This is a genomic window from Flavobacterium chuncheonense (assembly GCF_042686145.1).
In the GTDB taxonomy this organism is placed as follows: Bacteria; Bacteroidota; Bacteroidia; order Flavobacteriales; family Flavobacteriaceae; genus Flavobacterium; species Flavobacterium chuncheonense.
Window position 1 is genome coordinate 83,246 of the sequence record NZ_JBHUPC010000013.1, and the last position, 14,751, is coordinate 97,996.

Consider the following 14,751-nt stretch of genomic DNA (forward strand, 5'->3'; position numbering starts at 1 on the left):
TTTTTTACAGTATCAAAGAATTCAAACTTCTTTGATACTGCTGGTAATTAATCGATTCGTGTTAACTTATTCTTCTTTTTTTTACTATCAACCTTAGTAATTCTGTTAGCATACAACGATGAATACAAATCTCCTAAAATGTTAAGACCTTCATCAATATATACATCTTTCTTCATATCAGAATGCCAACGTTCTCTTTTTTCTTTTAAAATAGAATCCTTATCGAATATAGCCTTTTCATAAGGCAATGAATTAAATATTAAACCATTTGAATAAGTTGAAATAGCTTTAAATTTTCTCAAACGACTCTCTGTTAAGTTTTGATCAGCTTGGAATTCTTTTAGATTTAAACTAAAATCATTCTCATCCTTACGATTAAAAATCCATTTAGCGTTTTCATCGATTAGCTTAAATTGATCACTGATAGAAACTCTTTCTTTACTCTTTTCTATAATATCACTGAAATCAGAGAATACCGTTTTATAATCTGCTGAATCAATTTTATCCCAAGCTAAAGCATTCTTCTCATCACGTTCACCCATATCCAAATATGCGAAACGATCTGGTAAAACAATGTCACTTAAAACTCCTTCACGCTGAGTTGAACCACCATTAATTCTATAAAATTTTTGCGTTGTAGTTTTTAATGCCCCTAAATCGCCAAAAGAATTACCACGAACAAACTGATTCAAGTCAATCACGTTTTGCACTGTACCTTTACCATAAGTATGCTTACTTCCAATAACAATCCCTCTTCTGTAATCTTGAATTGCAGCAGCAAAAATTTCAGATGCAGATGCAGAGAAATTATCCACCATAACTACCAATGGACCATCCCATTGCACTTCAGAGTCTTTATCAAACAACACATCTTTCCTTTCAGAAGCCGATTTCACTTGTACCACAGGTCCTTTCTCAATGAACAAACCGGTCATATTAACAACCGTTTCTAACGATCCTCCACCATTACCACGTAAATCAACTATTAAGCCTTGAATATCTTCTTTTTTCAAACGTTCTATTTCTAAAGCTACATCTTTAAAGGCATCACGCTCATCTTTGTTATCAAAACTGATGTAAAATTTAGGCAAGTAAATAATTCCATATTTTTTACCATCCTTTTCTACAGTTGAGGATTTTGCAAATGTTTCTTCCGTTTCAACTTCGTCACGAATAATAGAAATAACCGCAATAGTTCCGTCAACTTTTTTAACTGTCAATCTAACCTCAGTGCCTTTAGGTCCTTTAATCTTCTTAACTACATCATCCAAACGCATACCTGCTATTTCAATAGGCTCAGCATCACCTTGCGCAACTTTTAAAATTAAGTCCCCAGCTTCTAATTCTTTACCTTTCCAAGCTGGTCCACCTGAGATTAATTCTGATACTTCAACAGCATCACTTTTCTTTTGTAATTTAGCACCAATCCCTTCAAACTTACCACTCATACTGATATCAAACTTTTCTTTATCATCTGGAGAAAAGTAAAAAGTATGTGGGTCAAATTGCTCTACTATAGAGTTGATAAAAATTGAAAACCAATCATTGCGATCCAATTCTTTCTCAATAAAATCGAAATAATCATTTAACGATTTCAAAGAATTTTCTCGAGAAGACTTCTCTATCTCTTTGAATGATTTCTCCTTGTAAGAAGGATCTTTCTCTTTCTTGTCTGATTCAACTTTTAATTTATCAGTAATAGAAGACAATACTGATAATTTTAGTTGTTTACGCCATCTATTTTTAAGATCCGATTTATTCTTAGCATAAGGCTGGTTTTCATAATCTACGTTGATTATCTCTTCTTTATCAAAATCAAAAGGTTTTGATAAAATATCTCTATAGATAGCACGTGATTCTGATATACGTTGCAACAAACGTGAATAGGTTAAATCAAAAAAAGTAAGATCTTTTGATTTTATCATGTCATCAATAGTTGTTTGATAAACCCCAAACTGATCTACATCACTTTGCAAGAAGAAACGCTTTGTTGGATCTATTCCTGTCAAATATTTATCATAAACATCTTTAGAAAAATCATCATTAATTTCCACAGGACTATAATGCCCCTTTTCGAGAACAAACGTCAACAACTCCAAAAGTAGTTTGTCTTTCTCAGGGTCATTCTTTTTTGTTGAGGGCATGAAACTCCACAATACTGCAGACAAAGCTGTCACCAACAAAATAATTCTATAGTTTCTTTTCATAAATTCAATCATTCTTAACATTGAAAAAAATTTCAATAAAGTTACGTAAAAACCGTGCCACTTAATCGCAATATACGATAATTTTTTGTTAAAGAACAAGCTAAAAATTGTGAAATAAAATGGCATTAGGGGTTAAATTATTTAATTTAGCAAAAAAATAAAAATGGAACGTCCACTCATACTTGTTACCAATGACGACAGCATAGTTTCCCCAGGAATTAGGTTACTCATTGAGGTCATGAAAGAAATTGGAGATGTTGTAGTTGTTGCCCCTGACAGCCCTCAAAGCGCTATGGGCCACGCTATTACAATCAACAATACCTTACATATTGACAAGGTAAAACTTGATCCAGAAATTGAACATGAATACAGTTGTTCGGGAACACCTGTAGACTGTGTTAAGCTCGCAGTACGCGAAATACTAAAACGCAAACCCGATTTGTGTGTTTCTGGCATTAACCACGGGTCAAATTCATCCATCAATGTCATTTATTCTGGAACCATGAGTGCTGCAGTTGAAGCCGGTATAGAAGGGATACCTGCTATTGGCTTTTCACATGTTGAATATAGCTGGGAAACCGACTTAGAACCTTTAAGGGGTTATGTTAAAAAAATAGCAGAAGAAGTTTTATTAAAAGGATTACCAGAAGGCGTTGTATTGAATGTTAATTTCCCAAAAACAAATAAGGCTCCAATAAAAGGAATAAAAGTCTGCAGACAAGCAAAAGCAATGTGGATGGAAGAATTTGACAAACGCATTAATCCACAGGGAAAAGAATATTACTGGTTGACAGGAAAATTTGTCAATCAAGACAAAGGACATGATACAGATGAAAGAGCTTTAGAAGAAGGTTATATATCGGTTGTGCCTGTTCAATTTGACTTGACAGCACATCATGCCATACAAACATTAAACAATTGGAATTTATAACAAGATGAATAAAAAAGATATTTTTATTGGCCTATTACTAGGCTTATTAGGTGGTTTTATTGGTTGCTTTATTGTTTTAAAACTATTTACTAGTAGTGACTTTGTAACAGGATTCAATTATATGAAAAATGATGGATCTATCGGAAAAATTATAACATTAGGAGCAATCCCTAATTTACTTTTATTCTTTTTCTTAATCAAGAAAAACAAAGACTTAATGGCACGTGGTGTTATTTTATCCATGTTTGTACTAACCATAATTACGCTTATTTTATAATGAAATATTATATCATTGCAGGTGAGGCATCGGGTGATTTACACGGTGCTAATTTAATGAAAGCCCTTTTAAAGGAAGATCCTAATGCTGAACTACGCTTCTGGGGTGGCGATTTAATGCAAAATGTTGGCGGTACTTTGGTAAAACATTATCGTGATTTGGCCTTCATGGGTTTTTTGGAAGTGGTTTTAAATTTAAAAACCATTTTAAATAATATTAAAATCTGCAAAGAAGATATTTCAAATTTTAAACCTGACGCAATCATTTTTATTGATTACCCAGGTTTTAATATGCGCATTGCAAATTGGGCGAAGGAAAACAATATCCCTACTCATTATTATATTTCACCTCAAATTTGGGCTTGGAAAGAAAACAGAATCAAATCGATTAAAAGAGATGTTGATTACATGTATGTAATTCTACCTTTCGAAAAAGATTTCTACGAAAACAAACACCAATTTCCAGTTAACTTTGTTGGACATCCACTGATTGATGCTATCCATACAAGAGTACCAATTGAAGAAAACCTATTCCGTAAAGAAAACAACTTAAACGAAAAGCCTATTATTGCACTATTACCAGGAAGTCGAAAACAAGAAATTACAAAGATGCTAGAGGTAATGTTATCGGTTGTTAACGATTTTCCTGAATACCAATTTGTAATTGCAGGTGCTCCAAGTCAGGATTATGAATTTTATCAGACTTTCATAACCAACAAAAATGTCCATTTTATTTCCAATAAAACTTATGATTTGTTGAGTATTGCAAAAGCAGCTTTAGTTACCTCAGGTACCGCAACATTAGAAACAGCTTTATTTAAAGTTCCCGAAGTAGTGTGTTATAAAGGGAGTTGGGTTTCATACCAAATTGCAAAGCGGATTATTACATTAAAATACATTTCATTAGTCAACTTGATTATGGATCAAAAAGTAGTAACGGAGTTAATTCAAAACGATTTTAATACCAAACGTTTAAAATCAGAGCTTCAAGCAATTTTAGAAGGCCCTAATCGTGAAACAATGCTTAAAAATTACGATATACTAGAATCTAAACTAGGTGGTGAAGGCGCAAGTGCGAAAACTGCACAACTAATTGTTTCAAGTTTTAAGAAATAATTTTTATTTTAGCCAAAAAGCCTATCCATTGAAAAAATCGATACTAATAATTCTCTTAACCTTATTTGTAGTTAGCTGTAAAACACAATCTAACATAGTCACATCAAAAAAAGAAGCTCAAAAAAAAGGACTTTATGCTTATAATAGTTCGAAAAAAACACCTTCAATAAATGATGATACTACTAAAAAGAAATCTAAAAAAAATAAAAAATCCAACGCAACACTGAATGATAAAATCGTAACAGATGCATTGGATTTTGTAGGTGTTAGATATCGATTAGGAGGAACAACCAAAACAGGTATGGATTGCTCCGGTTTAGTCTTTAGCACTTTTGGTAACTATAACATTGTTTTACCGCGTACAGCTATTGATATGTCCAAACATGGCGAAACAATTTCTAAGAAAAAAGCAACTCCAGGGGACTTAATATTTTTCAAAACAAACGGTCGCAGTAAAATAAATCATGTTGGTATTATAACAGACATCGAAGATGATGTCATTACATTTGTACATGCTTCTACAAGCAGCGGTGTGATTGTTTCTTCAACACTAGACGAATATTACAGTAAAACTTTTGCGCAAATAAATAGAGTTATCAATTAAATAATTTTGTAAATTTAGTTGCATCTATTTTGAATATAATTGAAAAATTTTGCATTCCCATTAATACCCTTTACGGTATTTTTCTCCATTGGTTGTATAGCTAATGCTTATTTACAACCGGGAGAACACATGCTCTTTGGGTTAACTATTTTTAGTTTTGTAATACTCACAATTGCCTTTCTTTTAAAAAAGACATATTACAAAACACAAGTACATTATGGTATTGCAACATTACTAATAGCATTCTCTCTAGGCCAAATAACCCATTATCATCATTCAGACCTAACAAAACCCTATCACTATACACAATACACTTTTCAGAATAGAAATTGCATTAGAGGGATTGTTAATGAGAATATCAAACCAAATAGTAAACACTCAAAACACATAGTATCGCTTCTTTCCATAAATAACAAAGCAGTCAAAGGAGACATATTACTTTTAAACCCTTTAAAAAGTCATCAAGCGTTAGTCCCAGGTAATGAAGTCATCATCTATTCAAATTTAATTGAAATTCCTAAAAATACTAACCCAAGTACGTTTGACTATAAAGAATACCTCGCACGACAAAACATATTCCATGAAGTCTTTTTAACCGAAAACACTTTTATAATCACTAAAACCCATACCACTTTTAAATACTACCTCCATAAACTAAGAACCAATCTTATTGATAGTTTTAAACCTTTAAATTGGGATACCAACACTACTGCGATTGTAAACGCATTATTGTTTGGTCAAAGACAATTTCTCGATAACGAAACCATAACAAACTATTCAAGAGCAGGCGTCATTCATATACTTGCCATATCTGGTTTACATGTAGGAATGTTATTTATCATACTCAATTTCATCTTTTCGCCAATTAGAAAACTAAAAAATGGCAAACTACTATTTTTAATTGTAACACTTTTGAGTTTATGGGGATTTGCACTACTAACAGGAATGTCAGCTTCTGTAACACGAGCAGTCCTAATGTTTTCACTGTTCAGTATTGGACAGTATCTAAATAAAACACAAAACATTTATAACACAATCGCTATTTCAGCACTCCTTCTACTACTTTACAATCCAAACTATCTATTTGAAATAGGCTTTCAAATGAGTTATACTGCGGTACTTTCAATTATTGCATTCACTCCTATTTTCCAAAAAATCTATATCCCAAAAAACAAAATAATGCGCTATATCGTGAACTTAAACTACGTCTCAATAGCGGCACAAATTGGCGTATTACCATTGGCAATTCTATACTTCAACCAATTCTCCATGCAATTCTTAATAGCTAATATGGTAATCATTCCTACAGCTACACTAGTATTAATTTTAGGCTTAATATTAATTCCTCTCAATTACATCTTTATACCGCTAAGTAAATTATTTGGAGCAGCATTACAAATTATCATACATCTCATGAACTCCTATATCAAATGGATAGCAAACTGGGACACCATGATAATTACAAACATATTTTACTCAACAACTTTATGCATCTTATCCTATATAGTGCTGTTCTTATTCTTAAAAACATTACATAATTTCAAACCAAAATGGATAATAGCGTTACTAGTTGGAATAATAAGTTTTCAAATAACCTATCTCATCACTAAAAATGAACAATTTAAAACTCATGATTTCATTGTTTTCAACGCAAAAGAACCTTTAATAGCAGTAAAACAAGAATCAAAAATCTCATTTCACACCACTGATAGCATTGCAAATACTTACCCAATAACAGCATACCAAAAATCAAACTTTATCCAAACTTCAGAAATACAAGAATTGAAAAACATCTACATATTCCAAAATCAAAAAATACTGATTATTGATAGCACTGCTACTCTACCATCAAATCAAAAGGCTGATATAATCATCTTAACAAAAAATCCTAAAATCAATCTAAATCGATTAATTCAAAATCTAAGCCCAAAACAAATTGTCGCCGATAGAAGTAATAAGAATTTTTACATTAACCAATGGAAAGCAACATGTATGAAAGAAAAAATCCCTTTTCATGCAACTGCTGAAAAGGGATTCTATAATTTAAAGCCTTAAGCTTATTTCTTATTCGTTAAAATTTGATTTGCTACCGCCAACCAAGCATCAGGACCTCCTTTAACGTAACCTGTACTTCCTAAAGCATCTAGGTTAACTTTTTTACCCTCTTTTTGTTCTGGGTTAACAAACCAAACCGTTGGGTAGCCTGAAACATTAAACATGCGTTGCATATTTTGGTTTTGCTCACGTACCGCTTGATCTTGTGGTGTTCTTCTAGGGTAGTCAAGCTCAACTAAAATCACATTTTTATCGGCCCATTTAGCAAAATCATCTGTCTTCAAAACTTCTTTCTGTAAACGTATACACCATCCACACCAATCAGAACCAGTAAAGAACATCAACATTGGCTTTTTTTGCTCTAACGAAAGCTTAGCAGCCTCAGAAACATCGGTATGCCATTTTAATTCTTGTGCATTTATACCTAAACTAATGAAGAATAAAAATGCTACAGCTAATATTTTTTTCATAATCTTTCTATTTATATTCCAAATTTAGACAAAAAAAATGCCAAAAAATGTTTGCTACTTAACTCCGTGCATTAATTTCTTCAAAACAGGATTTAATGTCATCACCAAAATACCAGCAATAATAGGCACTATTGTAAAAATCAAGAAGAATGTTGACAATGAATATTCTTTTGTAATATTTTCAATTTGACCTCCTAAAATAGCCGCTAATTTATTACCAATTGCAATAGCCAAATACCACATACCAAACATAAAAGCAATCATACGTCCAGGAACCAACTTACTTACGTAAGACAATCCTACAGGCGACAAGAACAGCTCTCCTAATGTGTGGAATAAATAGGCCAAAACTAACCATACCATAGAAACTTTAACACCTTCTACTATACCATATGCTCCAAATGCTAATAACCCAAAACCTATAGCCATAATAATTAATCCTAAGCCATATTTAATAGCTGCCGGTGGATTAAATTTACTATCCCATAATTTTGAAACTGTCGATGCAAAAGCAATAATAAAGAATGAGTTTAAAATACTGAACCATGAAACTGTAATTTCAGAAGAAGTTGCTGTAAACTCTTGATACAACATCCAAATTGCTACACCCCATACTCCTAAAAAGCAAATGGCTAGTACAATATTAGATCCTGGAATTTTAGCCCAAGTTTGTTTTGCTAACAACACCAAAACCCAACTCACAATCGCAAGAGGCACCACTGTTAAAAGTGTATTTACAATATTAAAAAATGTTAAAGCACCACCCTCAAGCGTTCTGTCAACATTATCACGAGCAAAAATTACTAGTGAAGATGCACCTTGTTCAAATGACATCCAGAAGAAAACAGTGAAAAAAGCAAACACAATAACGGCAATCATACGGTGTCTAATAACCAAAGTATAACGCATCATTCTTGTGATAACTAAAAACAAGAACAATAATAACGCAATAAGAATCGCAAAGTTTTGTCCACTTAATCCTCCTACTTCAAATGGAAACAAGTTGATATTTCCAATTTTTGACAACGGGTCATTAAATGCATATAACAATCCTATTACCGTAGTACAAACAATTAAAATTTTATCTACTAACGTAAATGGATTACGTTTGTCTTCTTCGTTTGTTGACAATTTAGCAGCAGCTTCTTCTGCTTGTCTGTTCTCCTTTGAAGGCACTTCGCCAATACTTCCAAATAATGGTTTTGACAACCAAAATTGAAGTGTTCCTAATAACATGAACACACCTGCTAAACCAAAGCCCCAGTGCCATCCTACTTTTTCAGCAAGATATCCACATAACATCATTCCGAAGAAAGCACCTGCGTTTACACCCATATAGAAAATAGTATAAGCTCCATCTTTCTTCTCTGGAAACGCCTTATACATTTCAGATAAAATTGAAGTCATATTTGGTTTAAAGAAACCAGTACCTATTACTAACAATGCTAAACCTGTGTACAACATAACCGGCGATTCAATTGCCATTGCAGCATGACCTAGTGTCATGATTAAAGCTCCAATAACAACAGCCCAACGGTATCCAATATAACGGTCGGCAATAATACCCCCGAAAATTGGAGTAATATATAATAACATGGCATAAGTTCCATAAAGCGCTCCTGCATTTTCAGCTGACCATCCCCATCCAGGATTATCACCTATAATTGCCATTGTTAAAAAGTTGATCAATAGTACACGCATTCCATAAAACGAAAAACGCTCCCACATTTCTGTGAAAAAAAGTACAAATAACCCAGCAGGATGTCCTAGTACAGGGTTCTTAAAAAATTGATCTGTTGAATTCTGACTCATAATAACTAATTGTTTAATTCTTTATCTACTCCGTGCATTAATTTTTTTATGATTGGCGAAAGTACTAAAAGTATAACTCCAAAACCAATTCCTGTGTAAAATAAATACTCAAATAGCTTCAAATAGCTCTGTTTTGCAATATTTAAGTCCGGTGCAAGACCATTTGAAGTATCAACCGAAGCAATATTTGCCAATACAGATGCAATAAATTCTGAACTTGCTGTAGCTAAAAACCATACTCCCATCATAAAACCAACAATTTTAGATGGTGATAATTTTGTTACTGCTGAAAGCCCAACAGGCGATAAACTCAATTCACCACAAGTATGTAACAAATAAGCCAAAATCAACCAAATTGCAGCGACTTTACCTAAACCAGACACATTTATTCCCATCACTAAAGCACCAAAACCAAGCCCAACCAGCATTAATGCTAATGAAAATTTAACTGCTGTATTAGGATTGTATCTCCCCATTTTCACCCATAACCAAGCAAAAATTGGTGCTAGTAAAATAATAAACAAAGCATTAAAACTTAAAAACTGTCCTGCTGAAAGTTCAATTCCAAAAATATGTCGGTCTAAAATTCTATCTGCAAATAAGTTCATTGAAGTATAAGCTTGCTCAAATAAAGCCCAAAACACAATAGTAAAAACAATTAAAATAGTAAGTGCTATCAACTGCTCTCTAGCTTTTCCGTCCAATTGGGTAATTGCATAATACACAATATATATAAAGGAAGCCCCTCCTGCAATTTGTAAAGCTAATGATACCGCACTATGATTTTGCACCATTTGCCAAAAAATCAAAGTCGACAAAACACTTAAAATATAAATAATCCACTCATTTTTTAAGCCCAATGACTTTTTCTCCAAAAATACTGGATTAGTAGATTCACCTTTACCCATTAACAATTTCTTACCTGAAATAAAAGTTAACAAACCGAAGAACATCCCAACTCCTGCTGCACCAAATCCATAGCTCCATCCATAAGCTTCTCCTAACCACACACAAATAATAGTAGCAAGAAACGAACCTAAATTGATTCCCATGTAAAATAAAGTAAAGCCAGAATCACGACGCTTATCTCCTACTTCGTAAAGCTCTCCAACTAACGAAGAAATATTCGCTTTTAAAAAACCTACTCCTAAAATGATTAAGGCAAGAGAAAAATAGAAAACCTGTAATGCAAGATTATCCCTTGTAATTTCTCCTGTAACAGATTGTGTTGCCGCATTCCCTTCATATGCCATACCAAGATGCCCCAATACTAACATTATTCCCCCGAAAACAATAGCCTTACGAAATCCAAGATACTTATCAGCAATAAAACCACCAATAACAGGAACTGCATATACTAAAGCGGCATAACTTCCTATTAGTAAATTACCCGAATCATCTGAAAAAAGATGATATTTGGTTAAGTAAAAAATTAAAAGTGCTTTCATTCCATAGAACGAAAAACGCTCCCACATTTCTGTAAAAAATAATATAAATAGTGCTCTAGGATGCCCCAGGAATGTCTTTTCTTGATTTACTGTATTGCTCATATTATAATTTTTCTAATAAGAAATTAGTCATTTTTGTATACAATTGTAGGCGCGTTTTACCACCATAAATACCATGATTTTTATCGGGATAAATTGCCCAATCAAATTGTTTATTTGCTTGAATCAATGCTTCAATCATTTCCATTGAATTTTGCACGTGTACATTATCATCAGCTGTACCATGAACCAATAAGAAATTACCTTTCAATTTATTCACATGATTAATTGGTGAGTTATTGTCATAACCCGAAGCATTTTCTTGAGGTGTTTGCATATAACGTTCTGTATAAACACTATCATAATATCTCCAACTTGTAACGGGCGCAACAGCAATTGCTGTTTTAAAAACATCAGCTCCTTGAAACAAACAATTTGAAGCCATGAAACCACCAAAACTCCATCCAAAAATTCCGACTCTATCTTTATCTACATAAGAATAAGTACCTAAAACTTTAGCTGCATCAATTTGATCCTCTACTTCGTATTTCCCTAATTCTTTATACGTGCATTTTTTGAATGTAGCGCCTTTAAAACCTGTTCCTCTTCCATCAACACAAACCACAACATAACCTTGTTGTGCCAACATCATAAACCAATAATCATTATACGAATTCCATTTATTAGCCACCTCTTGTGATCCCGGTCCTGAATACTGGTACATTAACACTGGATACTTTTTATCGACATCAAAATTCTTTGGTTTAATCACCCAAGTATTTAGCTCAATACCTTTTTCAGTTTTAATTACTGTAAACTCTTTTGAAGGCAAATCGTATTGCGAAAGTTTATTTTCCAAAGCTGTATTAGAAACAATCTCTTTAACTACCTCCCCTTTTTTAGAAGTATTCAAAGTATAAATAGGAGCTTTAGAAGCACTAGAATAACTATTGATAAAATATTCAAAATTTGGACTGAAAGTTGCATTATTCGTCCCTGTTAATGAAGTAAGTCGTTTTTTACCTTTACCATCAATTCCTATACTATATACATCACGATTAATCGAACCGTTTTCTACCGATTGATAGAAAATCTTCTTCGATTTTTCATCATAACCATAATAAGCAGTTACTTCCCAGTTGCCATTAGTAACTTGCTTTTTCAACTTACCTTCTTTAGTATAGTGGTAAATATGATTGTATCCATCTTTTTCAGATGTCCATATAAAACTATTATCTTTTAAGAAAGTCAAATTATCAGTTACATCAACATACGCTTTATCTGTTTCATTTAACACCACTTTTTTCGAGGCATTAGCCCCATCTATAAATAATAAATCCAAGTTATTTTGATGGCGATTCAAAACTTGAGCAGATAATACATTCGCATCATTTGTCCATTGTAGACGCGCAATATAAAAATCATTATAATTACTTAAATCAACTTTTTGCGTTTTACTTGTTTTCAAGTCAAAAAGGTGTAACGAAACCGTTGCATTTTTCTCACCTGCTTTTGGATATTTGAAAACTGCCTGAGAAGGATACAAACCTCCTGCATACACATCCATAGAAAACTCTGGAACTTCCGATTCATCAAAACGGATGAATCCAAGTTTATCACTACTTTTATTCCAATCAAATGCTCTTACAAAAGCAAATTCTTCTTCATAAACCCAATCGGTAATACCATTTATAATTGCATTTTTCTTTCCATCCGTAGTAATCTGTGTATGCGCTTTCGACTGAACATCATAAACAAATAAATTGTTCTGAAAAGCATACGCTACTTTAAAACCATCAGGTGAAAAAGTAGGCTCTTGAATTTTATTCTCTCCTATTTTTGTCAATGTTTTCAAAGAAAGGTCATAAATAAAATAATCTGCAGTAAATGAATGTCTGAAAATTTGCTCAGAATTATTCGCGATCAATATTTTATCTTCTTTAGCATTAAACGAATAACTATCAATACCTCTCAAAACTGGAAAATCTTTAGTATCAATTAAAGTACTAATTTTTCCAAGCGTAGCATAATCAAACAAATCGATTTGCATACTACGCGTATTTGCATTGTAATTTAAAACAGTGTATTGATTTTTTGTAGTTAACGCATTTAGTTCATCCATTCCTTGTGTTCTAAATGCACCTGTCCAAATTTCATCTAAGGTTATTGATTTTTGGGCAACTGTTGATAGTGAAGTCAATAAAAGTAAGACTAACGTCTTGTAAAAGTATTTCATTTCAATTATTTATAAAAAAACCTCCAATTTTAATCAAATTTTATCAAATTACCATCTTTTTTCTGTTAAAAGAAACAACACTGCATTTTTACCTCTTAATATCCCCACAAAATATCCCTTTTACTTTTACAAAAACAAAATATATTACAATCAATTGAAAATAAACTTCTATCGAATAAAAGCACTTTGAAAACAAATCGAATTAGTATCTTTGCCTCATAATTTTCAATCAAGATGACCCAAAATATTAAAGGCTTTTCAAAGCTTTCGAAAGAAGAAAAAATAGATTGGATAACAAATACCTATTTTTCAAATCCAACAGAAGCAAAAAATATAGTGACGCAATATTGGAATACAAGTGAAAATCTTCAAAAACTTCACGACGAATTCATTGAAAACACGCTAACCAATTTCTACCTCCCATATGGTGTAGCTCCAAATTTCAACATAAACGGGAAAAGCTATACTATTCCTATGGCTATTGAAGAAAGTTCAGTAGTGGCCGCCGCATCAAAAGCAGCAAAATTTTGGGATGAAAGAGGCGGATTTAAAACAACCGTTATCAATACTGAAAAAATAGGCCAAGTTCACTTCTTATTCAAAGGAAGCACTGAAAAACTAACCGCATTTTTCAACACAATAAAACCGCAGTTCTTTAAAGAAACAGAAAGCTTTACTAAGAACATGCAAAAAAGAGGTGGTGGAATACTTGACATTGAGTTACGTGATAAAACCAACGAATTAGAAAATTACTTCCAACTACATGCTACGTTTAACACAAAAGACAGCATGGGAGCAAACTTTATCAATACTTGTCTAGAACAGTTTGCCAAAACATTGGAACACGAAGCGCACGATTACGCTGATTTTGATGATAACGAAAAAAACATACAGGTTATCATGAGCATCTTAAGTAATTATGTCCCAAATTGTATTGTTCGTGCAGAAGTTTCTTGTCCTGTGAACCAAATGAGTGATGATAAAAATATTGATTCAAGAGAGTTTGCTGAAAAATTTGTCAACGCTATTAAAATTGCAGAAATAGAACCTTACCGAGCGGTAACGCACAACAAAGGCATTATGAACGGTATTGATGCTGTAGTGTTAGCTACTGGAAATGACTTTAGAGCTATTGAAGCAGGAATTCACGCATACGCAAGTAAAGATGGAAAATACACAAGTCTATCTCATGCCAAGATTGAAAATGACATTTTTACTTTTTGGATGGAAATCCCTTTAGCTTTAGGAACCATTGGAGGTCTAACCTCATTACACCCTCTTGTTAAGTTTTCACTTGAAATGCTTGAAAACCCAAGTGCTGAAGAGTTAATGCAAATTGTTGCTGTAACAGGGTTAGCCCAAAACTTTGCCGCCGTACGTTCACTTACAACAACTGGTATTCAAAAAGGCCACATGAAAATGCACATCAACAACATTCTCAATCAACATCACGCTACAAAGGAAGAGAAACATTTGGTTTTGGATTATTTCAAAAACAATACTATTTCACATAGTTTGGTTGTCGATTATTTGGAAAGTTTAAGAAAATAAAAGCAT

11 protein-coding genes are annotated in these 14,751 nt (G+C 32.8%); 6 read left to right on the forward strand and 5 right to left on the reverse strand.

What is annotated here, in order from left to right:
• Window positions 1-47 precede the first annotated feature (47 nt).
• Window positions 48-2,228, reverse strand: coding sequence for a carboxy terminal-processing peptidase (locus ACFS5J_RS07935; RefSeq protein WP_379811555.1), 2,181 nt, complete (start codon window positions 2,226-2,228; stop codon window positions 48-50).
• A gap of 142 nt (window positions 2,229-2,370) precedes the next feature.
• On the opposite strand from ACFS5J_RS07935, the gene surE reads away from it, so the two are divergent.
• The 5 genes from surE to ACFS5J_RS07960 are packed head-to-tail and all read left to right on the forward strand — an operon-like array spanning window position 2,371 to window position 7,189.
• Entirely contained in the window at window positions 2,371-3,138 is a 768-nt protein-coding gene (surE, locus tag ACFS5J_RS07940; protein WP_379811557.1) for a 5'/3'-nucleotidase SurE, read from the forward strand.
• Window positions 3,139-3,142: 4 nt separating this feature from the next.
• On the forward strand, window positions 3,143-3,415 hold the full coding sequence (locus tag ACFS5J_RS07945) for a hypothetical protein (protein WP_379811559.1): 273 nt from the start codon (window positions 3,143-3,145) through the stop codon (window positions 3,413-3,415).
• Entirely contained in the window at window positions 3,415-4,530 is a 1,116-nt protein-coding gene (gene lpxB / locus ACFS5J_RS07950; protein WP_379811560.1) for a lipid-A-disaccharide synthase, read from the forward strand. The genes ACFS5J_RS07945 and lpxB overlap by 1 nt, the downstream gene beginning before the upstream one ends.
• A 28-nt stretch (window positions 4,531-4,558) precedes the next feature.
• On the forward strand, window positions 4,559-5,134 hold the full coding sequence (locus ACFS5J_RS07955; RefSeq protein ID WP_379811561.1) for a C40 family peptidase: 576 nt from the start codon (window positions 4,559-4,561) through the stop codon (window positions 5,132-5,134).
• Between the two features lie 39 nt (window positions 5,135-5,173).
• Window positions 5,174-7,189 (forward strand): ComEC/Rec2 family competence protein, encoded by a 2,016-nt coding sequence (locus tag ACFS5J_RS07960; protein ID WP_379811562.1) that lies wholly within the window; start codon window positions 5,174-5,176, stop codon window positions 7,187-7,189.
• 2 nt (window positions 7,190-7,191) lie between these two features.
• On the opposite strand, the gene ACFS5J_RS07965 is transcribed toward ACFS5J_RS07960, so the two are convergent.
• Genes ACFS5J_RS07965 through ACFS5J_RS07980 form a run of 4 tightly spaced genes read right to left on the reverse strand, consistent with a single transcriptional unit; the run spans window position 7,192 to window position 13,194 of the window.
• On the reverse strand, window positions 7,192-7,659 hold the full coding sequence (locus ACFS5J_RS07965) for a thioredoxin family protein (protein WP_379811563.1): 468 nt from the start codon (window positions 7,657-7,659) through the stop codon (window positions 7,192-7,194).
• Window positions 7,660-7,713: 54 nt separating this feature from the next.
• Entirely contained in the window at window positions 7,714-9,471 is a 1,758-nt protein-coding gene (locus ACFS5J_RS07970; protein WP_379811564.1) for a peptide MFS transporter, read from the reverse strand.
• A gap of 5 nt (window positions 9,472-9,476) precedes the next feature.
• On the reverse strand, window positions 9,477-11,021 hold the full coding sequence (locus ACFS5J_RS07975) for a peptide MFS transporter (protein WP_379811565.1): 1,545 nt from the start codon (window positions 11,019-11,021) through the stop codon (window positions 9,477-9,479).
• A 1-nt stretch (window position 11,022) separates the two neighbouring features.
• Window positions 11,023-13,194, reverse strand: coding sequence for a S9 family peptidase (locus ACFS5J_RS07980; RefSeq protein WP_379811566.1), 2,172 nt, complete (start codon window positions 13,192-13,194; stop codon window positions 11,023-11,025).
• Between the two features lie 234 nt (window positions 13,195-13,428).
• On the opposite strand from ACFS5J_RS07980, the gene ACFS5J_RS07985 reads away from it, so the two are divergent.
• A complete protein-coding gene (locus tag ACFS5J_RS07985) occupies window positions 13,429-14,745 on the forward strand; it encodes a hydroxymethylglutaryl-CoA reductase, degradative (protein ID WP_379811567.1) in 1,317 nt (438 codons plus the stop codon).
• The last annotated feature ends 6 nt before the right edge of the window (window positions 14,746-14,751 follow it).